Genomic DNA, 21,867 nt, shown 5'->3' with positions numbered 1-21,867 from the left:
GACGATGAGCAAGGCGATCGACGACCCGCAGATGGCCGGGTCCCACACAGCGGACCGTGCCACGTCAGGTGAACCGGGTACGGCGGTCAGGACCAGCTCCGCGGGTGTCGGCGGGAGCAGCGACGCGCGCCCGGAAAGTGACGGACATGCATCCGCGCACAGCCGACGGGCCGCCGATGTACCCGTCGACGCCGTGCCGGCCGCCGGTGCGGAGCGCGAGACCCGGGTCGGCGACAGCGAAGCGCCGGGGTCACTCCGCCCGCCGGTCGACCCGCAGGGGCCGGGCGGCGACGGACTCGTGCGGGTGGAGACGCCCACGCGGCGTCAGCTGCGGTTGCAGCAGATCGACGGACGGGCGGTGGCACCGGACCCGGCGACCGACCAGCAGCCGAACGTCACCAGGGCGCCTCTGCCCGGCGGACGCCGCGACCGCCGTCGTCGGCAGTCCGATGACCCCGCCGTGTCGCCGACCGAGGCCAGGCAGTCGATCGTCCGCGACGCCGAGGACCACCTCGCCGGCCTGCAGCCGGACGCCGGCCACGACCCCTTCGCGGTCGACCCTGCTGTACTGGCGCAACAGAAAGCCCTGGCGGACCGCGCGGCGTTCCTGAACTCGCGGGCGCGCCGGACGCAGGAGCTGTCGGGACAGGACCGGCAGGAGACACAGGACCGGCAGCGCACGCCATCGCCCAACGACCCGACCGCGGCCCACAACCTGTCGATCGTCACCCCACCCGAGTTCGTGCAGGTGCCCGGCAGCACGCGGTCCGTCCTCCGGGCACCCACCACCTCGCACATCCCGATCGTCGTGCCGCGCCCCCAACCGCCGGCGGGCATGTCCCCGTCCGAGGTGCGGGGGAGGGGGACCGGAGAGGCAGGGGGTTCCCGCGACGGCACCGGCTCCGAACCCATCGGGGCGCGGGACGCCTTCGGCCTGGACCCGCTCGACGCCATGACCGCCGGCCTCGGGAGGCTCCGCCGCGTGCGGTATCTGCAGTACTCGTTGCTCGTGGTGGGCGCGACCGCCCTCGCGACCGGGATAATAATGACAGTCAGCTCCCTCAATGGGTGAAATTGCTGGCCACACACAAGGAGATCAGTGAGCGCTACCGAACAGTCCATTGGCATAGCCCGCACCGCGGCGCACGCCGCAGCGGACAAGATCGCCCAGGACATCGTCGCCATCGACGTCAGTGACAGGCTCGCGATCACGGATATCTTCGTGATCGCGTCCGCTCCGAGCGAGCGACAGGTCAACGCGATCGTGGACGGTATCGAGGAGGAACTGTCCAAGCAGGGCCTGAAGCCCGTGCGTCGCGAGGGCCGCAGCGAGGGCCGTTGGGTGCTCCTGGACTACGCGCAGGTGATCGTCCACGTGCAGCACGAGGAGGACCGCGTGTTCTACGCCCTCGATCGGCTGTGGAAGGACTGCCCGTCCGTGGACCTCCAGCTCGAGGAGGCGCTGCAGAGCTCTCCGCAGGCCGCAGCGTCCGACGTCGTCCCGGAGTGACGCGGTATCCCCACGCCCACCCCGCGGCCCGGCGCATCGTGTTCTGGCGCCACGGCCGCACGGAGTGGAACCACTCGGGCCGTTTCCAGGGCCAGGAGGACATCGACCTGGACGAGACCGGCCGGGACCAGGCCGCCCGGGCAGCCGAGGTGCTGCTGACGCGTGAGCCGTCGCTGATCGTCTCCTCGGACCTGCGCCGTGCCGCCGACACGGCACGGACGCTGGGGGAGCTCGTCGGAATGCCGGTCGACTACGACGAGCGCCTCCGCGAGACGAACGCCGGAGCGTGGCAGGGCCTGTCCTTCGCTGAGATCGACGAACAGTTCCCGGACGACAACGCGGCGTGGCGTGGCGGGGACCCCGACGTGCGCGCCGGTGGCGCCGAGAACCGCATCGAGGTCGGCGAGCGCATGCTCGCGGCGGTGACGGAGGCCGTCGAGCGGATCGGCCCCGCCGAGACGCTCGTGGTCGTCAGTCATGGGGGATCGATCAGGGCGGCCCTTGCGGCCCTGATGGGGTTGCCCCCGGAACGCTGGGGCGCCCTCGCGGGACTGTCCAACTGCCACTGGTCCGAGATGCACGAGGTGGTCGACAGGTCCGAGGCGCGCTTCTCCTGGCAATTGACCGAGCACAACGTCGGTCTCGGCTCCCTCCCCGAGGAGCCGCTGGAAGGCTGAGCCGGCATCGGGAGCCGATTTGGCGAAGCCGCCAGAATTTACTAGACTGATCGAGTTGCTTCGGCCGGTTCGCCCGGACGGAGTGATGCAGATTCGGGGCTATGGCGCAGCTGGTAGCGCACCTGCATGGCATGCAGGGGGTCAGGGGTTCGAATCCCCTTAGCTCCACAACGAACCGCCGGAATCCAAGGTAAAGACCTGGGTCCGGCGGTTTTCTGTTGCCCGGGGGGGGCCGATGCGATCGTTGCACCCAGGCGTGGGAGGACGGGGCCGCCGCCCGTCGTAAGTCCTGCGCTGCAGCCCGATCCCGCCCGGGCACCCGGGCGGCGGTCGACGTGGCGCATCTCCCTCTGTCACTCGAAGGAGAGGACACTGGAGGGAGAAGCTGTCAGATGCTCGACGACGGCGCCGTCGCCTCGGATCACGATTCCTGCGCGATCGCACACCGTCGGTCGAGCATCCAACCAACCAGCGAAAGCAACCATGACCAGCACTCAGCGCTCGACCCCGGGCGACCCGACGCACGTCCGCCGCACCGGGTCCCTCGCCCTCGGCGTCACTGCCCTCCTGGCCAGTGCTCTCCTCACCGGCTGCACCCCGTCCGGCGACGTCATCGATGAGGACTACGCCCAGGTGTGTCAGGACCAGACGACCCAGGAGCGGGTCGAGGACAGCAAGTGCAGCGAGGAGGGCCGGTCCAGCAGCCACTACGGCTGGTACTTCCTGCCCATGATCATCCACACCTCCGGGCGCAGCACGATCATCCCTCCCGTCGGCGCCAGGGTCTCCGGCGGCACCACCAACATCCCCTCGGGAACGACGGCCAGGAGGGGGTTCGCCAGCGACGGCCAGTCCGTCACGCGCGGGGGCTTCGGCGGCAGCGTGAAGTCCGGTGGTAGCGGCGGGCGCTCCGGGAGCATGGGCGGCTGAGATGAAGCGCGTCCGATCGACCCCGCGCCCGGACTGGAAAGAGAAGATCGCCAGTCAGGGCCTGCTCTACTCGACGACGATCCTGCCCGACGGTTCCGCGATCGACTACTGGAACGAGGGCGCCTACTACCAGTTCGACCTCGCCGAGGTGGAGATGCTGGAGCAGGTCACCGAGGAGCTGCACGGGATGTGCATCGAGGCGGCCCGCTATCTCGCCACCGGTGCCATGGGCACCATCGGCATCGGTGCCGCGGCCATGAAGCTCGCCGCCGCATCGCTGGCCCGGAGCGAGCCCGGCATCTACGGCCGCTTCGACTTCGCCTACGACGGCGTGAACCCGCCCAAGATGCTCGAGTACAACGCCGACACCCCCACCGGCCTCATTGAGGCGTCGATCGCCCAGTGGTTCTGGCTGCAGGACGTCAAGCCCGACAACGACCAGTGGAACAGCATCCACGAGGCCCTCATCACGGCGTGGGACCAGCAGCGCGGCGGGCTCGAAAGACCACGGCTGCACGTCGCCCACACCGAGGTCGAGGAGTCCGGCGAGGACTGGATGACCGCCGCCTACATGCGCGACGTCGCCTCGCAGGCCGGCTGGGAGACCGTCGGCATCAACATGAGCGACATCGGCTGGGACGCCCGACAGCACCGGTTCGTGGACCTGGACAACCAGGCCATCAGCACCATCTTCAAGCTCTACCCGTGGGAGCTGATGATGAAGGAGGAGTTCGGCCGGAAGATCCTCGACTGGCCGGTGATGACCCGCTGGGTCGAACCCGCCTGGAAGATGTTCCTGTCGAACAAGGCACTCCTTGCCGCCCTCTGGTACCTCTACCCGGACCACCCGAACCTGCTGCCGTCCTTCCTCGACGGACCGAACGGCATGGAGGAGTGGGTTGCCAAGCCCCTGCACGGCCGGGAGGGTGACAACATCCGCATCCACGCCAAAGGCGTCGAGATCGAGCAACCGGGCGATTACGGGGCTGAAGGCTGGTGCTACCAGGCGTGGAGTCCACTGCCCGACTTCGACGGCAACCGGCCGGTCCTCGGTGCGTGGGTCGTCGACGGCGAGTCCGTGGGCGTCGGCATCCGCGAATCCGACGGCCACATCACCGACTACTTCTGCCGGTTCGTGCCCAACGTGATCGACGCGCCGGCGCCCCACTGAGCCGCCCTGCTCGACTCGCGACCGTAGCGCGCCCCGCGCCGCGCCGATGGGCCGTGGCTGTGCCCCCATCAGGGTGCCTGATCCGAGGTCGTACCACGGGATCAGGCACCACAATGCCGCAGATTCTCCGCAAGATCGCCGCTCGTGAGACATGATCCTTCTGCGCGTGATCCATGATGGCAATGCCCATCAGCAGCGGAGGATCATGACAGAACCAGCCAGCCCCACCCCTTCACCCGGCAGGAAGCGGAGGTCGAGGGGCAAGACCCTCATCCCGGCCCTGGTCGCCCTCCTGGCACTGGGCGGCTGTGCCGCCCCGGGCGCTCCGGCAGCCCTGGGCGAGATGCGGACCGTGACCGCCAGCGCTTCGACGTCGGGCTGGCTCCACACCGACGGCGGCACGATCAGGACCGCCGGCGACGAGACCTACGTGATCAGGGCGGCGAACTGGTTCGGCCTCGAGACCTCCGACTGCGTCCCCAACGGCCTGTGGACGCTGAGGATGGACGACGCCCTCGCACAGATCAAGTCCATGGGCTTCAACACCATCCGGCTGCCCTACTCGAACGAGTGCCTCACCACCGGGCGGGTCAGCAGGGACACCAACTTCTCGGCCAACCCCGACCTGCAGGGCAAGACCCCGCAGCAGGTCATGGACATCGTCATCGCCAGGTCCAAGGCGGCCGGGCTCAACGTCATCCTCGACCGGCACCGACCGTCCTCTGCGGCCCAGTCCGACCTCTGGTACACGAGCACGGTCAGCGAGGAGAAGTGGATCGCCGACTGGAAGATGCTCGCCGCCCGCTACAAGGACGAGCCCACCGTCATCGGCGCCGACCTGCACAACGAACCCCACGGCGCAGCGACCTGGGGTGGCACCAACCCGGCCACGGACTGGCACGCCGCTGCCACCCGCGCGGGCAACGCCATCCAGACCGTCAACCCGAACCTCCTGGTCATCGTCGAGGGCGTCGAGGCGCAGAACGACGGGACCTGGACGTGGTGGGGTGGAGGGCTCAAGGACGTCAAGGCCAAGCCGGTGACGCTGACCGTGCCCAACCAGGTCGTCTACTCGCCCCACGACTACCCGTCGTCGGTCTTCGCCCAGAAGTGGTTCTCCGATCCGGTCTACCCGGCGAATCTTGCCGGGTTCTGGGACGCGAACTGGGGCTACATCGCCAAGGAAGGCATCGCCCCCGTGCTCGTCGGCGAGTTCGGCTCCAAGCTGGAGACCACTTCGGACAAGCAGTGGATGGCCGAGATCGTGAAGTACCTGGGCGCCAACGGGACCAGCTTCGCCTACTGGTCCTTCAACCCGAACAGCGGTGACACCGGCGGCCTCGTCGGGAACGACTGGCGCACACCCGAGGCCGCGAAGCTCGAGGCCCTGAAGCCGATCCTCACCAGCACGCCGTCGGCCGCACCGAGCCCGAGCCCGAGCCCGACGGCGACACCGACCCCGGCGCCCACCACCCCCACACCGGCGCCCACCCCGACGACCACACCCACGCCGTCGCCCACGCCCACGCCCGTCGTCACCCCCACGCCGACGCGGAAGCCGGCCGTGCCGGCGTCGTCCAGGGTCAGCGCCGTATGGACGCTGCAGAACTCCTGGCGGGGCGGGCACATCGTCCAGCTGAAGGTGACCGCGAAGGAGGCCGTTACAGGATGGTCGGTGACCTACGCGGACCCGAACGTCACGAAGATCCCCAACTCATGGGGCGTCAAATGCTCGTTCATCCCGAAGAAGTCCATCACCTGCGTCGGCTCCGACTGGACCACGTCCCTCAGGGCCGGCCAGGTCGTCAGCGTCGGGCTGCAGGTCGACGGCGTGAAGCCGCCGGTCAACCCCGTGATCACCGTCACGACGAAATGACCATGGGCGGCGTGGTGGGAGTTCCTCGCCGGTCCGCCGGAGGAAGGTTCACGATTCGGAGCGCGTAGCCACCACGCCCGGCGGTCCGGACACCGTCAGCGATGACCCGCCGCAATCCGAGGTGCGAACCCTCGTCCGGCAGTACTCACTGTGCGGACGAGCTCTGCTCGGCGGCGCCGACGAACTGCCTTTTTCGTGACCATGGACCCGAGCCAAAACCCGCCATCGGCGCTACTATCATGGCCTCCGATGAGGTGGTTGACATGAAAGCACGTTCACTCCGGCGTACGTTACTAGCTGTTGGGACATCCCTCGCCCTCCTGTTCGGCTTCGTGAGCGTCGCACCACCGGCCCAGGCCGCACCGCTCTATGGCCACGACGTGTCCTGGCCCCAGTGCCCCGCCGCCGTCGGAGGGTTCGGTCTGCCCATGCCGCCGGTCTCCACCCAGTTCGTCATCATCGGACTGACGAAGGGCCTGCCCTTCACCGAGAACCCCTGTCTGGCAAGTCAGGTCGCGTGGACCCGGACCAACAACAAGAAGACCCACGGCTACGCAATGGCTGCGTTTCCCACCGCAGCGCAGGTGAGTACGTACGGCGCCCGGGGGCCATGGGCCACCACTACTCGGGCCGGACAGCTGTCCAACGTGGGCTACGCCGAGGCCCAGTTCGCCGTCGCAAGCATGAACAGGATCGGCTTCCGCCCGCCGGTGGTATGGATCGACGTCGAGCCGCGGCCCGCTCAGCCCTGGCCGACGAGCACCGCCGCTCACCAGCGCGACAACCGGCTGATCATCGAAGGGATGATGCGCGGCCTGCGGGACTCGGGGTTCTCCTACGGCCTGTACTCCTATGCGTCCGGTTGGGCCGACATCACGGGGTCGTGGCGGTTGCCCGGGGTACCGGTATGGGCCACTGCCGGGAGACTCGACTACCCGAGCGAAGCGCTGGACCGCTGCCGGCAGCCGAGCTTCTCCGGGGGCCGGGTCTACCTCTCCCAGTGGTACGACGACACCCGCGACTACGACGTGACGTGCGACCCCTACGCCTTCACGCCCCTGGCCATCCCGGCCTCGACCCTCTCACGGTCGACCGCTGATTTCGACGGCGACTGGAACAGCGACCTTCTGGCACGTGTCACCGCGACGGGAGACCTCCGGCTGTATCGGGGGAAAGGGAACGGCACGGTGTGGAGCGGTGTGCGCATCGGGACCGGCTGGGCTTCCATGAACGCGCTCGAGACGCCAGGAGACTTCGACGGCGACGGGAAGGCGGACGTGCTGGCCCGTGAAGCGGCAACCGGCTCTCTGTGGTTGTACCGAGGCAACGGCGTGGGCGGATGGTTGCCTCGGGTGCGGCTGGGCGGTGGCTGGAACATCATGAATTCCATCATGGGGCCGGGGGACTTCAACGGCGACCAGTTCGTCGATGTTCTGGCCCGGGAGAGGGCGACCGGGACGCTGTGGTTGTATCCGGGCAACGGCAAGGGGGGATGGTTGCTGCGAGTACCGGTGGGAGGCAACTGGAACACCTTCAACTCACTCTTGGGACCGGGGGACTTCGACGGCGACGGACAGGTTGACCTTTTGGGCCGTGAAGCTGCTACTGGATACCTCTGGCTGTATCCCGGCAACGGTCGGGGCGGATGGCTACCACGCGTCCGCGTGGGAACCGGGTGGAATGTACTAACCGCGTTGATGAGCCCCGGGGATTTCAATGGCGACCGTACCGCCGACGTGGTGGCACGGGATTCCCAGGGCAACCTCCGGTTGTATCTGGGCAATGGCTCGGGTGGGTGGCTGCCCCGCGTGCAGGTCGGGACAGGGTGGAACGGGCTCGCCCCGATCTTCTGAGCCTGACCGATCGTGCTCACGGGGGGTCTACCGGAGCGGAAATGCACCGCGCGTCACCTGCAGGACGGATCAGTCCTGCACGGACGGCACCGCTGACCGGCGCGTCCACACCGCCATGGGCGACGAGGAGCAGGCCGCCGGTCCAGCGCACCGCACGCCGGAAGCTCCGCCGAGGCCTTCGGTCATCGCAGCGGAACGGCGGAGTATCCGGACGGTGACCCACTGGACACGTCCGCCCCTCTTCTCGTCTTGGCCCTTCAGCACGACGGTCGACGGTTCACGCTGACACCGTTCGACGGCCCGAACGTACGTCGAACCCGATGCCGTTCAGAGGGTGCATTCCCCCTCGGAGCCCGGCGTCACGCTCTCTCAGGGCCCGACGACGCACCGAGGATGCGCGCGGCACTCGCCTGCGCCGCGAGCTGCTCATCGGTCAGCACCGTCCCGTGCAGGAAACCGCTCCGGGCGAGCATGGCCCGGAGCTCCCCCACACCGTAGGGGCGGGGCCACCGGCTGTGGGCGACCGCGTGGCAGGTAGGACACAGCGGAACGAGGTCGACGAGCGGATCCGGTTCGTAGTCGGCGTCGACGTACTCCTGGGGGGTGACGTGGTGCAGCTGGATGAGGTCACCGCCGGTGAGGCCGTACCGCTGCTCGAAGTCGAGGCCGCACGCGTGGCAGGAGGATCCCCGGTGGGCGACGACGATCCTCCGCACATCCGGGTCGTGCTCGAACCGGTTGACCTGCACCCGTTTGCCGGCGGCCGGAGGCAGGGAACCCGGGACCGGGTCCAGCGACCCGGGGTCCGGGACGACGGCGTCCCGCCAGGCCGCGCGCATCGCTGCCTCCTCGGTCCCCTCGATCACGATCGGTCGGCCGTCGGCGGCCAGTACGCCGGGCACGCGGTCCACGAGCAGCGGCAACGCCAGCTGATCTCCCCGGGCGAGCAGGGCGTCGAAGTCGATCTCCACGGGCGTCACGCCGTCCTCCGGCGCCGCCCCGCGGACGACGGCGACCGTGCCGTGGCCGATGAGGCCCTGCGCCGCCGGGGCACCGGTCAGGATCACCAGCCACACGTCCATCCCGCGCTCGACGGGGTGGGAGGAAGCGGGGTGCGCGGACGGCAGGGGAGCGGGGAGCTCCCAGCGCTGCCGGACGACGCCGTCCCGACGGACGGCGCCGATGTCAGCGGCGTACGGGCCCTGCCACTGGGGCCCGTCAGGATTCCAGGGGATGATCACTGCCGCCATGACACGAGTCTGACAGATCCGCGCCCGCCAGGGTTCAGTCCTGCAGCAGCCACTCCTCGGCCTCGTTCCGCCCGGTGAAGAAGCGCGCCTCGGTGCTGCCCTTCACCAGGAAGGAGGTGAGCACGCGATCGACGGCGTCGACCCCGAGCACGGCGACCCTCGTCGGGAACTCGTGGGCGAGGATCGCCGCCCTCGCCTCCCAGGTGACCTCCTTGAGCTTCGCCACCTGCACCAGCAGCGGCAGCGTCGGCCCGCCGGAGGCGGCGATGAGGGACCCGACGCGCGCGACGTCGTCGAGGCCGATGACGATGCGCGGTTCCCACCGCAGGCGAAGCATCCGCGGCAGGACGGCGAGGGAGAACCGACCCGGTTCGCGGACCACCGCGGCCGGGGCACCACAGCGCTGCATCACGTTCGTCTCAATCCGACAGTCCTCCTGGATCACCCGTCCCCGCACGAGGTCCGGCATCGGACACGGGGGGCCGTCCGCGGCAGCTCGAGCAGCAACGGGGCACGAGGAGTCTTCGGCACCGCCTCGGCGACGGACGGGTGGCCGGTCGAAGAGCTCGTCAGGGGAGGGGAGGCGTCAGAGGTCCCACGCAGGCTGGTCCCGCCAGAGCATCAGGGCGTCGAAGCTGCCGATCACCTCGCGGATGCCCGGCGCGAGGACGGGATGTCCGCCGTCGACGGCGATCAGCGGCTGGTAGTGCCGCAGTTCTGCCATCTCGTTCGCGAAATGGAGGGCACGCGCGTGGTCGGCCGAGAGCCCCGCACCGCCTGCGGCAACGGCTTCCAGGGCAGCCTGGGCACGGCCGAAGAGGATGGCATGGGCGAGGTCGGTCGCCGTCGTCTCGGGGTCCAGCTCGCGCTCGGCGGACCAGCTACGCAGCACAGGGTCCTCCTTGAAGCGCACACTCGCCCGTTCCCATTCCTGTGCCATGACGTCCCCGCTGATCGTTGCCTGCATCGAATCCTTAGCGTCGCAGCCGCCGCACCCACCTACAAGACCGGCCGATCCGGTTGACCAAGTTGTTAGCCGCCCGTGACCTGTGCGTACACCACTCGTCCGTCGGCGTGCGCCGTGCCAGACTGGTCCCATGCGCCCACATCCCCTGAAACCGCACGCGCTCTCCGCCCGCCCGAGCCGTGCCACGACACCCTCCGGCGAGGAGCGTCACGTCGCCATGCGCCTCGATGATGCCTGGCTCCGCTTCCAGACCCGCCGGGCGGTCCGGCGGGGCCGGATGGAGGCCGTCATCCCCTACACCGGCTACGGGACGACGTCCTGGGTGCGGGTGCTGGCGCGCGTCGTCCTCAGTGACCCGCGGGACGCCGTCCCCGGCACGGAGGAGGGCCGCCTGAAGCCCCTGAAGGACGGCATGCGCGGCTGGCGCAACTTCACGAGCCCCCCGGTGGCCCACGCCGTCGTGCATGTCACCATCGGTGACACGGTGCACGACGTCGAGGCGGACCGCGGCGGCGTCGTGGACGCCCGCATCCCGGTGTCCCTCGACGCCGGGTGGCACAACATCACCCTTCAGGCGGGCGAGTCCCGTGCGGTGGAGGCACCCGTGCGGATCATCGAGGACGGGACCGACTTCGGCGTCGTGTCCGACATCGACGACACCGTGATGGTGACGGCGCTGCCCCGGCCCTTCCTCGCCGCGTGGAACACCTTCGTGCTGGACGAGCACGCGCGCACCCCCACGCCCGGCATGGCCGTGCTCTACGAGCGGATCGTACGCACCCTCCCGTCGGCCCCCGTGCTGTACCTCTCCACCGGGGCGTGGAACGTGGCGCCGACGCTGTCCCGCTTCCTCTCCCGGAACCTCTACCCGGCCGGCCCCAAGCTGCTCACCGACTGGGGGCCGACGCGCGACCGCTGGTTCCGCAGCGGGCAGGAGCACAAGCGGCTCTCCCTGGAACGGCTGGCCGAGGAGTTCCCGGACATGAAATGGCTGCTGGTGGGCGACGACGGCCAGCACGACGAGGCCATCTACTCCGAGTTCGCCCTGCGGCACCCCGAGAACGTGCGCGCCATCGCGATCCGCCAGCTGTCCGCGAGCGAGGCCGTGCTGGCCGGTGGCCGCTCGAAGACCGGCGTGCAGCCGACACCCGGGATTCCGTGGGTCTACGCCCCCGATGGCGCCGGCATGTCCGTCCGGCTCGAGGAGATGGGCATCATCGAGGGCACCGTCCGCACGGCGGACGTGCCCGAGGAAGGGGAGGTCACCCCGGAGACGGAGTGACCGGCGGCGCCGCAGTTCGTCATGAAAGGCGGGAGTCTTGATGGTGCCTCCGGACTGTCGTAGCGTGGGCGCCTAGCTACCGAAAGTAGCGGGTCAGCGACTCCCGCAAGGGAGTGTGGGTGCCCCCATGTGGGTCTGACATTCGTACGCAGTATCGCGGTGATCCGTCGCCGTCATTGCCCTGCACATCTCCCTGCCCGTCCGCGACCGCGCGGGACCGGGCGGCACGTACGAAGAGGATCCCATGTCCCAGCCCACCTACCCGGCCCTCTCCTACGAGCTGTACCCGCCGCGGGACGCCGCGGCGGAGGAGTCCCTGTGGACCACCATCCGCCGGCTCGAGGACACGCGGCCGGACTTCGTGTCCGTGACCTATGGAGCGGCGGGCCACAACCAGGACACCGCGTTCACCCTCCTGCGGCGCCTCCTCACCGAGACCACGCTGAAGCCACTGGCGCATCTGACGTGCGTCGGCACCAGCCGAGCGGACCTCACGGAGATCGTCGACCGGATGATCGGCGGCGGGGTGCGCGGCATCCTCGCGCTGCGCGGGGACGTTCCGGAGGGCGCCGAACCGGAGCCGGACGAGATCGAGCACGCCGACGGACTCGTGCGGCTCATCCGCGAGGTCGAGGCCCAGCGGACCGCGCAGCTCGCGGCCGGCCGGATCTCCGTGGGCGTCGCCGCGTACGCGACCCGCCACCCGGATTCGCCGAGCATGGAGCAGGACCTCGAGGTGCTCCTGGCGAAGGAGGCCGCGGGAGCGGACTTCGCGATCACCCAGGTGTTCTTCCAGCCCTCCGACTACGCGCGGCTCGTCACACGCGCACGCCGAGCCGGAGTCACCATCCCGATCATCCCGGGCGTCATGCCCCTGACGAGCACCCGCCGCCTGAAGAAGCTCAGCGGCCTCGCGGGCGTCGCCTTGGACCCGGGCCTGTGGTCCCGGCTGGAGGGGGCCCGCACCGACGGCGAGCGCCGACGTGTGGGTGTCGCGGCCACCGTCGAACTCGCCCGGGCGGCGCTCGACGACGGCGCCCCCGGCCTCCACCTCTACACCTTCAACGAGCACTCGGCCGCCCTCGACGTGCTCGACGCCCTCGAACTCGAGCGGCCGCCGCAGGTTGGGCTGGCCGCTTCCCTCTGACCGCGATCCCCCCGTCCCCGCCCCTCTGCCGCCACCAGGAGACCGCCGTGTCCGCACCATTCCCGCACAGCACGATCATCGGCTACCCGCGCATCGGGCCGCGCCGCGAGTTGAAGAAGGTCCTGGAGGCCTACTGGTCCGGGCAGGTCGACGGGGCGTCCCTGGAGCGGGAGGCACGGCGCATCCGCGAGTCGACCTATGCGCGCCTCACCGACCTCGGACTGAACCCCCACGACTGCTCCATCCCGGCGTCGTTCTCCCTCTACGACCAGGTGCTGGACACCGCCGTCGTGCTCGGTGCCGTCCCGGAACGCTTCGCCGACCTGCCGGGCGACGACGGCGGCCTGGACCTCGACGCCTACTTCACCCTCGCGCGGGGCGACGCCACGCGCCGGCCGCTCGAGATGACGAAGTGGTTCGACACCAACTACCACTACCTGGTGCCCGAGATCGGCGCGTCGACGCGCTTCGCCCTGTCCCCGGGCACCGTGCTCCGGGACGTCGATGAGGCGGCCGGGGCAGGCTACCGGGTGCGGCCCACCCTCGTGGGCCCGGTGACCTTCCTGCTCCTGAGCAAGGCGGCCGACGGCGAAGACCCCGCCTTCCTCCCGCTGGACCGGCTCGGCGACGTGCTGCCCCTGTACCGGGAGCTCCTGCGGCGGCTCGCCGACCGCGGCGTGCGCTGGGTGCAGTTCGACGAGCCCGGCCTCGTCGCGGACACCACGGTGCCCGAGGAGCGGATCGGGGAGGCTGTCCGGGAGGCGTACGGGCACCTCGCGGACGGCACCGACCGGCCCGCCCTGTTCGTCGCCACTCCCTACGGGTCGCCCGGCACGCGGCTCGCCGACCTCGCCGCGACCGGCGTCGACGCCGTGCACCTCGACCTCGTCAGGGGTGCGGTCCCCACAGCCGCGGAGGTCGCCCTGCTGCGCGGCAAGACCCTCGTGGCGGGCGTCGTCGACGGCCGCAACGTGTGGAAGGCCGACCTCGCCGCGGCCGGCGGTGTGCTCGACGCGCTCCGGGCCGACGGCGCCGCCCTGTCCGTCGCCACCTCCACCTCCCTCCAGCACGTGCCGCACGACGCGGGCGTCGAACAGGCCCTGGACCCGCTACTGCGCTCGTGGCTGTCCTTCGCCGACCAGAAGGTCCAGGAGGTCGTCCTCCTCGCACGGCACGCCGTGCACCCGGGCGTCGTCGACGGCGGGATCGCGGCCGCCGCGCGGATCCTCGCCGGGCGCCGGACCGCCCCCGGTGTCGAGGTGCCGGCCGTCCGCGCGAGGACCGCGGCCCTCACGCCGTCGGACTTCGCCCGCGGGGACTACGGCGAGCGGCGTGCCGCGCAGCAGGCCGCCCTGGACCTGCCGGTCCTGCCGACGACGACGATCGGCTCCTTCCCGCAGACCGCGGAGATCCGTTCCGCGCGGGCGCGAGCGGCGCGGGGTGCGCTCTCCGCGGAGCAGTACGAGGCCGCCCTGCAGGACGAGATCCGGCGCGTCGTCGGCCTGCAGGAGGATCTGGGCTTCGACGTGCTGGTGCACGGCGAGGCCGAGCGCAACGACATGGTGCAGTACTTCGCGGAGCACCTGGACGGCTTCGACGTCACCCGGCACGGGTGGGTGCAGTCCTACGGCTCGCGGTGCACCCGGCCGTCGCTGCTCTGGGGGGACGTCAGCCGGCCCGCGCCGATCACCGTGCCCTGGACCGCCTTCGCGCAGTCCCTCACGGCACGGCCGGTCAAGGGCATGCTGACCGGACCGGTGACCATCCTCGCCTGGTCCTTCGTCCGCAACGACCAGCCGCTCGCCGAGACCGCCAACCAGGTGGCGCTCGCGCTCCGCGACGAGGTGGAGGACCTCGAGCGGGCGGGCACCCGCATCATCCAGGTCGACGAGCCCGCGCTCCGCGAACTGCTGCCGCTGCGGCGCGCCGACCAGGCGGCGTACCTCGCCTGGTCGGTCCGGGCCTTCACCCTGGCGACGGCGTCCGCAGCGCCTGCCACGCAGATCCACACGCACCTGTGCTACTCGGAGTTCGGCAGCGTCCTGCCCGCCATCGACGGGCTCGACGCCGACGTCACCTCGCTCGAGGCCGCCCGGTCGCGGATGGAGGTGGTGCACGATCTCGAGGAGCACGGGTTCGGCCGGGGCGTGGGGCCCGGGGTCTACGACATCCACTCGCCGCGCGTGCCGTCCGTCGACGAGATCCGGGCGCTCCTGAAGCGCGCCGTCCGCCACGTGCCGGCCCCGCAGCTCTGGGTGAACCCCGACTGCGGTCTCAAGACGCGCGGCTACCGGGAGACGGAGGAGTCGCTGCGGAACCTGGTCGAGGCCGCCCGCGCGGTCCGCGCCTCCGTGGAGGCTCCGGCCGGGCTCGGCTAGGTGTACTGCTAGGCCGTCCCTCCGACCGGGGCCACCAGCTCCTGCAGCCACTCCTGCCACGCCGGTTCCTCGCGCCGGACGTAGTCCGCGGCATCGGCGGAGAACAGGTAGGCCCGAATGCTCGCCGTGGCCGTCCCGGCGCTCTCACCGTAGGCGGAGACGGTGAGCATCCCGGGTACCGGCGCTGTGAGCCGGACCAGGGCCTGGCGCTCGCCGACACGCTCGACCCTGCCGGTAGCACCGCCGATCTCGACTGTCGCACCCTCCTCGCCCAGCCCGAGCGCGTCGCGCAGGGCCCACCAGAGCGCCTGCTCGTCGCCGGGATGGGAGGCGACGGCCTCGAGCTGTGCGGCCTCCTGGCCGGGGAAGTGCGACAGGTAGAGGCGCAGGTTGTCGAAGAACGGCATCCAGTTGGCGCCCATGTCAGCCCAGAACTCCGACTCCCAGGCGGCGCCGGTCCCGAAACCGCTGCTGGTGACACGCACCACGCAGGTGCCGCCGGACCGGGCCTCGACGAGGAACTCCGACGTCAGCGGGCTGAGCTCATCCGGGTCCTTGCCCATGAGGGCGGCCCAGTCCTCCTCGTAGGCGATCCTGCGCGGTGGGTCCCAGCCGGTGACGTGGCCGTCCGAGCCCATCCCGGGGCCCATGGCGAAATGCAGCGAACCGCCCTCGCGCTCCTCCATCTCGGTCGGCAGGAACCAGGCGCTCATGCCCTTCGCGGTGGCGATGGCCTGCCAGACCTGCTCGGGGGTCCCCGGGACCTCGACGCTGAATTCCAGGCGGTAGGGGACATTCGGGATCGTGTTCATCGGTTCTCCTCAGGAAGTGGGTGGGCGGCGACCACGAGCCGGTGCGGGCGCCCGTCGTCATGGTGGTAGCGGGCGGCCAGATCGAGCACCGCAGCGGTCAGATCGTCGGCGAAGGCAGCCCGGTCGGCGGCCGACCGGAAGCCGATCGTGGTGTCGATGGTCAGCGTCGGCAGGGCCCTGCCGTGCGCGTCGGCCCGGCGTACCAGGGCGCCGACCTCGCGCACCAGTCGGCCGGCCAGTGCGACGAGGTAGCCCGCCGACAGATGATCCTTGGTGGCGTCCGGATCGGCCGCGGAGGCGCTGATGGCTGCCGGCGACACGACGTAGGACGCCGCCGATGCCCCCAGGACCCGCTCGGTGATGCCCCCGTGCCGGCGCTCCTCGACCAGCTGCACCAGGCCGTGCGCCTCGAGCGCCTTGAGGTGGTAGGTGATCTTCTGGCGTGCCAGGCCGACCCGGGCCGAGAGCTCGGCGGCGGAGGCCGGAACGGCCAGCTCGCCGAGCAGCCTCGCGCGGATCGGATCCAGCACGGCAGCGGCCGCCTCGGGGTTCTCGATGACTTCGACGTCCTGCATGCCACCACGATGCTCCTTGACAATATTAGTTGTCAAGAGCTCGACGGCTGGACGGTGATTCTCCTCAGGCGCGGCCCGACGCCGTGTGCCGGGGCCCGATGCTCTGGGAACGGAGGATCTCGGCCAGGTGGTCCAGGAAGAGCCGCACCCGGGCGTCGTCGGCGTCGCCGGTGCGCAGCGCGAAGATGCTGCGGGCGAGCCTGATCTCGGGCACGTCGAGCGCCACGATGCCCTCGGGGCGGTTGACCATGGCCAGCTCGGGCACGAGGGCGGCCCCCAGTCCGGCCGCGGTGAGTTCGAGGCTCGCGTTGAAGTCGTCGCAGTAGGCGCTGATGCGGGGGTGGAGGTTGCAGCTCGCGAAGAGCCGCTCGATCACGGTGGCGTCCGCGGTGCCGGGGTGGTGCATGATCCACGGCATGTCGGCCAGCTGGTCGGCGCTCATCCGGGCGCCGCTGCGGATGCCCCAGCTGGCGGGCAGGATGACGCGGAAGTCGTCGTCGCCGATCCACTGGCGGCTGAGGGTCGAGGGCCAGGCGAGCCCGGCCTGGCCCACCTGGTAGACGAGCGCGAGGTCGAGGTCGCCTCCCGTGCGCAGCCCATGGATGGTGTGGGCGGGCTCGCCGACGAACACATGCAGGGAGACCCCGAGCCGCTGCCACTCGGGCATGCGCAGCAGCCTCGGCAGGGCGAACGTGGCCAGGCTGGGGAAGAGGCCGAGGCGCAGCTCGTGCGCGGGCCCGGACCCGGCGCGGGCGGTCGAGGCCAGCAGGGCGTCGATGTCCGTGAGGACCTTCGCGGCGTGCCGGGACATGGCGACGGCGGCCTCCGTGGGCACGGCGCTGCGGGCCGAGCGCGTGAACAGGACGGCGCCCGTGTCGCGCTCCAGCGCCGACATCTGCTGGGACACGGCCGACGCCGTGTAGCCGAGGCTCGTGGCGGCGCCGCTGAAGGACCCGTGGCGGATCACCTCGAGCAGCGTCCGCAGGTGGATCGGGTTGATCATCCGTCGAGCTTACCGGCGGGCCTCGGGCCGCCTCCGATGCTGGGTCTCGTGCTGACGCGACACGCCGTGAGGAACGCGACACGGAAGTTTTTCTCCTGTGCGGAACTCCTCCACAGAGCTGTGGACGACGCCCCCTCCAGAGCCTCGGATCGGCCCGTTTCCGGGCTTTCCGAAGGGCCCCGTCTGTGGACATCGTGTGGACTACGCACCCTGCTAATGACATACTTGTAATACATCATCTAGGGGTTGGCATCACGAGCCTGCACTAGATGTAGTATCGAAGTACAGAAACAGCCGCTGGACGGCATGGGTTTGCCAGACGCGGGAGTCCCCGGATCTCTTCCCCTTCCGGGGTCGCGCGCCGCCCATGACGCAGCAGCTGTTCGTCGAAGAATCTCGTATGAGAAGTAGAAGAAAAGGGGACCAGGACATGACCGTCACGGTGTACACGAAGCCGGCTTGCGTACAGTGCAACGCCACCTACCGCGCTCTGGACAAGAAGGGCATCGCCTACCAGAGTGTCGACATCTCGCAGGACCCGGCCGCCCTCGAGCGCGTGCGCTCCATGGGGTACATGCAGGCCCCCGTGGTCATCACGGACAACGACCACTGGTCCGGCTTCCGTCCCGACAAGATCAGCTCGCTGGCCGACGCCGTCAGCTCGGTAGCCTGACCGATCCCTCCGGGGATCGCCGGTGAGGCATCCTGACATGGCCACCATCGTGGACAACCGAGCAACCCCCGCTGTACCGGCTGCTGCCGGGGACGCCGAGGGTCCGCTCACGGACGCCCCGCTGATCTACTTCTCGTCCGTCTCGGACAACACCCACCGCTTCGTGACGAAGCTGGGGGTCCGGGCCGCCCGCATGCCGCTGCTCACCAAGGAGCCCACGCTGCGGGCGGTCCGGCCGTACGTCCTGGTCCTGCCCACCTACGGGGGAACCACCGGCAACGGAGCCGTACCCCGCCAGGTGGTGAAGTTCCTGAACAACCAGCAGAACCGCAGCCTCCTGAGGGGGGTGATCGGGGCAGGTAACACCAATTTCGGTGAGACCTACTGCCTTGCCGCCGACATCGTCGCCGCCAAGTGCAACGTCCCCGTCCTGTACAGATTCGAAGTCATGGGCACGTCCGAGGACGTGGACCGCGTAATTCAAGGATTGGAAGAGTTTTGGACATGAGTGTTGCAGAGACAGAGACGGGTGCTCCCGCAGCCGCAGTGGACCGTTTCAAGGACATGGGCTACCACGAGCTGAACGCCATGCTCAACCTGTACGGGGCGAACGGGGAGATCCAGTTCGACGCCGATCGCGAGGCTGCGCACCAGTACTTCCTGCAGCACGTGAACAACAACACGGTGTTCTTCCACGACCTCGAGGAGAAGCTCGACTACCTCGTGAAGAACGAGTACTACGAGCGCGAGACGCTCCACCAGTACACGATGAACTTCATCCGCGACCTCTTCAAGCGCGCGTACGCGAAGAAGTTCCGCTTCGAGACCTTCCTCGGCGCCTTCAAGTACTACACCTCGTACACGCTGAAGACGTTCGACGGGAAGCGCTACCTCGAGCGCTACGAGGACCGCGTGTGCATGGTCGCCCTGCACCTGGCCCGCGGCAACGAGGCCCTGGCCGAGCAGATGGTCGACGAGATCATCGACGGTCGCTTCCAGCCCGCCACCCCCACGTTCCTCAACGCCGGCAAGCGCCAGCGCGGCGAGCTCGTCTCCTGCTTCCTCCTGCGCATCGAGGACAACATGGAGTCGATCGGCCGGTCCATCAACTCGGCCCTGCAGCTCTCCAAGCGCGGCGGCGGCGTCGCGTTCGCCCTGACCAACATCCGTGAGGTCGGCGCGCCGATCAAGCAGATCGAGAACCAGTCCTCCGGCGTCATCCCCGTGATGAAGCTCCTCGAGGACAGCTTCTCCTACGCCAACCAGCTCGGTGCCCGCCAGGGTGCCGGCGCGGTGTACCTGCACGCGCACCACCCGGACATCAACCGCTTCCTCGACACCAAGCGCGAGAACGCGGACGAGAAGATCCGCATCAAGACGCTGTCCCTCGGTGTCGTCGTGCCCGACATCACCTTCGAGCTCGCCAAGCGCGACGAGGACATGTACCTGTTCTCGCCGTACGACGTCGAGAAGGTGTACGGCATGCCGTTCTCCGACATCTCGGTCACCGAGAAGTACTACGAGATGGTGGACGACGCCCGGATCAAGAAGACCAAGATCAAGGCCCGCGAGTTCTTCCAGACCCTCGCGGAGATCCAGTTCGAGTCCGGCTACCCGTACATCATGTTCGAGGACACCGTGAACCGGGCCAACCCGATCGACGGCAAGATCATCATGTCCAACCTGTGCTCCGAGATCCTCCAGGTATCCGAGCCCACCACGTACAACGAGGACCTGTCCTACGACTCCGTGGGCAAGGACATCTCCTGCAACCTCGGCTCGCTGAACATCGCGAAGACCATGGACTCGCCCGATTTCGGCCGGACCATCGAGACCGCGATCCGCACCCTCTCGGCCGTCTCTGACATGAGCAACATCGGCTCCGTCCCGTCGATCGCCAAGGGCAACGACGCCTCGCACGCCATCGGCCTCGGTCAGATGAACCTGCACGGCTACCTCGCCCGTGAGCGCGTCCACTACGGCTCCGAGGAGGGCCTGGACTTCACGAACATCTACTTCTACTCCGTGGTGTACCACTGCATCCGGGCGTCGAACCTGATGGCCATCGAGACCGGGCGCACGTTCGCCGGCTTCGAGAAGTCCAAGTACGCCAGCGGCGAGTTCTTCGACAAGTACACCGACCAGGTGTGGGAGCCGGCGACACCGCGCGTGCGCGAACTGTTCGCCGACGTGCACATCCCCACGCAGGAGGACTGGCGTGCGCTGAAGGCCTCGGTCATGGAGCACGGCATCTACAACCAGAACCTGCAGGCCGTCCCGCCGACCGGCTCGATCTCGTACATCAACAACTCGACGTCCTCCATCCACCCGGTGGCGTCGAAGATCGAGATCCGCAAGGAAGGCAAGCTCGGCCGCGTGTACTACCCGGCGCCGTACCTCACCAACGACAACCTGGAGTACTACCAGGACGCGTACGAGATCGGCTACGAGAAGATCATCGACACCTACGCCGCTGCCACGCAGCACGTGGACCAGGGCCTGTCCCTGACGCTGTTCTTCAAGGACACCGCCACCACGCGCGAGATCAACAAGTCGCAGATCTACGCTTGGCGCAAGGGCATCAAGACCGTCTACTACATCCGTCTCCGCCAGCTCGCGCTGGAAGGGACCGAGGTCGAGGGCTGCGTCAGTTGCATGCTCTAGGCAACTAAATTGGCCGGGCCGGGCGGTATGCCCGGCCTGGCTTCCGGCACACCAGGCAGTACCCACGCAGACAAGGAACACACCATGAGCGAGAAGCTGAAGCTCGTAGACCAGGTCCAGGCCATCAACTGGAACCGTATCCAGGACGACAAGGACGTGGATGTCTGGAACCGCCTGGTGAACAACTTCTGGCTGCCCGAGAAGGTGCCGCTGTCCAACGACGTGCAGTCGTGGGCCACCCTGACGCCGGAGGAGCAGCAGCTCACGATGCGCGTCTTCACCGGTCTCACGCTGCTCGACACCGTGCAGGCGACGGTCGGCGCGGTCAGCCTCATCCCGGACGCCATCACCCCGCACGAGGAGGCCGTCCTCACGAACATCGCGTTCATGGAATCCGTGCACGCCAAGAGCTACTCATCCATCTTCTCCACGCTGGCCTCCACCAAGGAGATCGACGAGGCGTTCCGCTGGTCCACGGAGAACGTGAACCTGCAGAAGAAGGCGCACATCGTCACGGACTACTACCGCGGTGATGATCCCCTGAAGCGCAAGGTCGCCTCGACGCTGCTCGAGTCCTTCCTGTTCTACTCCGGTTTCTACCTGCCGATGTACTGGTCCTCGCGCGCCAAGCTCACGAACACGGCGGACCTCATCCGCCTGATCATCCGTGACGAGGCCGTGCACGGCTACTACATCGGGTACAAGTTCCAGCGTGGGCTGGAGAGCGCGACGCCGGAGCGCCGCCAGGAGCTCAAGGACTACACGTTCGAGCTGCTCTTCGAGCTGTACGAGAACGAGGTCCAGTACACGCACGATCTCTACGACTCCGTGGGCCTGGCCGAGGACGTCAAGAAGTTCCTGCACTACAACGCCAACAAGGCGCTGATGAACCTGGGCTACGAGGCGATGTTCCCGTCCTCCGTGACCGACGTGAACCCGGCGATCCTCTCGGCGCTGTCCCCGAACGCCGACGAGAACCATGACTTCTTCTCCGGGTCGGGTTCCTCGTACGTGATCGGCAAGGCCGTGAACACCGAGGACGAGGACTGGGACTTCTAGTCACGCGAGGCGGTCCTCGCTCCCGAGAACACCCCGTCCG

The 21,867-nt window shown here is 69.0% G+C and carries 20 protein-coding genes and 1 tRNA gene; 15 read left to right on the top strand and 6 right to left on the bottom strand.

Translation table 11 applies throughout. The annotated features are described in order from the left end of the window. Nucleotides 1-4 precede the first annotated feature (4 nt). The 8 genes from ACX80P_RS03500 to ACX80P_RS03465 all read left to right on the top strand — a co-directional run bounded on the left by ACX80P_RS03500 (nucleotide 5) and on the right by ACX80P_RS03465 (nucleotide 8,017). The gene (locus ACX80P_RS03500) at nucleotides 5-1,072 is read left to right on the top strand and encodes a hypothetical protein (RefSeq protein WP_459276637.1); all 1,068 of its coding nucleotides are present in this window, start codon (nucleotides 5-7) and stop codon (nucleotides 1,070-1,072) included. A gap of 27 nt (nucleotides 1,073-1,099) precedes the next feature. Continuing rightward, nucleotides 1,100-1,510 carry a ribosome silencing factor gene (gene rsfS, locus ACX80P_RS03495; RefSeq protein ID WP_459276636.1) on the top strand — a complete coding sequence of 137 codons (411 nt, stop codon included), beginning with the start codon at nucleotides 1,100-1,102 and terminating at the stop codon, nucleotides 1,508-1,510. Beyond that, on the top strand, nucleotides 1,507-2,187 hold the full coding sequence (locus tag ACX80P_RS03490) for a histidine phosphatase family protein (RefSeq protein WP_459276635.1): 681 nt from the start codon (nucleotides 1,507-1,509) through the stop codon (nucleotides 2,185-2,187). Before rsfS ends, ACX80P_RS03490 begins: the two co-directional genes overlap by 4 nt. A 95-nt stretch (nucleotides 2,188-2,282) precedes the next feature. Beyond that, a tRNA-Ala gene (locus ACX80P_RS03485) sits at nucleotides 2,283-2,355 on the top strand. Between the two features lie 315 nt (nucleotides 2,356-2,670). Beyond that, nucleotides 2,671-3,117, top strand: coding sequence for a tRNA-dihydrouridine synthase (locus ACX80P_RS03480; protein WP_459276634.1), 447 nt, complete (start codon nucleotides 2,671-2,673; stop codon nucleotides 3,115-3,117). Nucleotide 3,118: 1 nt separating this feature from the next. Continuing rightward, the gene (locus tag ACX80P_RS03475) at nucleotides 3,119-4,288 is read left to right on the top strand and encodes a glutathionylspermidine synthase family protein (RefSeq protein ID WP_459276633.1); all 1,170 of its coding nucleotides are present in this window, start codon (nucleotides 3,119-3,121) and stop codon (nucleotides 4,286-4,288) included. Nucleotides 4,289-4,493: 205 nt separating this feature from the next. Then, complete coding sequence (locus ACX80P_RS03470; protein WP_459276632.1) at nucleotides 4,494-6,164, top strand: cellulase family glycosylhydrolase; 1,671 nt, start codon at nucleotides 4,494-4,496, stop codon at nucleotides 6,162-6,164. A 263-nt stretch (nucleotides 6,165-6,427) separates the two neighbouring features. Further along, the gene (locus ACX80P_RS03465; protein ID WP_459276631.1) at nucleotides 6,428-8,017 is read left to right on the top strand and encodes an FG-GAP repeat domain-containing protein; all 1,590 of its coding nucleotides are present in this window, start codon (nucleotides 6,428-6,430) and stop codon (nucleotides 8,015-8,017) included. Nucleotides 8,018-8,376: 359 nt separating this feature from the next. Here the strand turns inward: ACX80P_RS03465 and ACX80P_RS03460 are convergent, their stop codons facing one another. The 3 genes from ACX80P_RS03460 to ACX80P_RS03450 form a co-directional block, all read right to left on the bottom strand. Then, entirely contained in the window at nucleotides 8,377-9,267 is an 891-nt protein-coding gene (locus ACX80P_RS03460) for an HNH endonuclease (protein WP_459276630.1), read from the bottom strand. A gap of 34 nt (nucleotides 9,268-9,301) precedes the next feature. Beyond that, complete coding sequence (locus ACX80P_RS03455; RefSeq protein ID WP_459276629.1) at nucleotides 9,302-9,679, bottom strand: hypothetical protein; 378 nt, start codon at nucleotides 9,677-9,679, stop codon at nucleotides 9,302-9,304. 174 nt (nucleotides 9,680-9,853) lie between these two features. Next, a complete protein-coding gene (locus ACX80P_RS03450) occupies nucleotides 9,854-10,234 on the bottom strand; it encodes a hypothetical protein (protein WP_459276628.1) in 381 nt (126 codons plus the stop codon). A 130-nt stretch (nucleotides 10,235-10,364) separates the two neighbouring features. Here ACX80P_RS03450 and ACX80P_RS03445 point away from each other — a divergent pair, with 130 nt between their 5' ends. From ACX80P_RS03445 to metE, 3 genes are all read left to right on the top strand, one after another. Further along, a complete protein-coding gene (locus ACX80P_RS03445) occupies nucleotides 10,365-11,516 on the top strand; it encodes an App1 family protein phosphatidate phosphatase (protein WP_459276627.1) in 1,152 nt (383 codons plus the stop codon). A 244-nt stretch (nucleotides 11,517-11,760) separates the two neighbouring features. Beyond that, on the top strand, nucleotides 11,761-12,663 hold the full coding sequence (locus ACX80P_RS03440) for a methylenetetrahydrofolate reductase (protein ID WP_459276626.1): 903 nt from the start codon (nucleotides 11,761-11,763) through the stop codon (nucleotides 12,661-12,663). A gap of 47 nt (nucleotides 12,664-12,710) precedes the next feature. Then, nucleotides 12,711-15,041 carry a 5-methyltetrahydropteroyltriglutamate--homocysteine S-methyltransferase gene (metE, locus tag ACX80P_RS03435; RefSeq protein ID WP_459276625.1) on the top strand — a complete coding sequence of 777 codons (2,331 nt, stop codon included), beginning with the start codon at nucleotides 12,711-12,713 and terminating at the stop codon, nucleotides 15,039-15,041. Nucleotides 15,042-15,049: 8 nt separating this feature from the next. Here metE and ACX80P_RS03430 read toward each other — a convergent pair whose 3' ends face one another. The 3 genes from ACX80P_RS03430 to ACX80P_RS03420 form a co-directional block, all read right to left on the bottom strand. Beyond that, nucleotides 15,050-15,853: an SRPBCC family protein gene (locus ACX80P_RS03430; RefSeq protein ID WP_459276624.1), complete on the bottom strand. Its 804-nt coding sequence runs from the start codon at nucleotides 15,851-15,853 to the stop codon at nucleotides 15,050-15,052. After that, entirely contained in the window at nucleotides 15,850-16,428 is a 579-nt protein-coding gene (locus tag ACX80P_RS03425) for an ArsR/SmtB family transcription factor (protein WP_459276623.1), read from the bottom strand. The genes ACX80P_RS03430 and ACX80P_RS03425 overlap by 4 nt, the downstream gene beginning before the upstream one ends. Nucleotides 16,429-16,492: 64 nt before the next feature. After that, a complete protein-coding gene (locus ACX80P_RS03420) occupies nucleotides 16,493-17,431 on the bottom strand; it encodes a LysR family transcriptional regulator (RefSeq protein ID WP_459276622.1) in 939 nt (312 codons plus the stop codon). A gap of 430 nt (nucleotides 17,432-17,861) precedes the next feature. On the opposite strand from ACX80P_RS03420, the gene nrdH reads away from it, so the two are divergent. The 4 genes from nrdH to nrdF all read left to right on the top strand — a co-directional run bounded on the left by nrdH (nucleotide 17,862) and on the right by nrdF (nucleotide 21,827). Next, entirely contained in the window at nucleotides 17,862-18,104 is a 243-nt protein-coding gene (gene nrdH / locus ACX80P_RS03415) for a glutaredoxin-like protein NrdH (RefSeq protein ID WP_459276621.1), read from the top strand. A 37-nt stretch (nucleotides 18,105-18,141) separates the two neighbouring features. Next, nucleotides 18,142-18,612: a class Ib ribonucleoside-diphosphate reductase assembly flavoprotein NrdI gene (gene nrdI, locus ACX80P_RS03410; protein ID WP_459276620.1), complete on the top strand. Its 471-nt coding sequence runs from the start codon at nucleotides 18,142-18,144 to the stop codon at nucleotides 18,610-18,612. Further along, the gene (gene nrdE / locus ACX80P_RS03405) at nucleotides 18,609-20,768 is read left to right on the top strand and encodes a class 1b ribonucleoside-diphosphate reductase subunit alpha (RefSeq protein ID WP_459276618.1); all 2,160 of its coding nucleotides are present in this window, start codon (nucleotides 18,609-18,611) and stop codon (nucleotides 20,766-20,768) included. Before nrdI ends, nrdE begins: the two co-directional genes overlap by 4 nt. A gap of 84 nt (nucleotides 20,769-20,852) precedes the next feature. Continuing rightward, entirely contained in the window at nucleotides 20,853-21,827 is a 975-nt protein-coding gene (nrdF, locus tag ACX80P_RS03400; protein ID WP_459276617.1) for a class 1b ribonucleoside-diphosphate reductase subunit beta, read from the top strand. Nucleotides 21,828-21,867 lie beyond the last annotated feature (40 nt).

This window comes from Arthrobacter arabinosi (genome assembly GCF_054511115.1).
The sequence above is the reverse complement of the archived record's forward strand: the minus strand, read 5'-3'. Positions and strand labels throughout refer to the sequence as shown.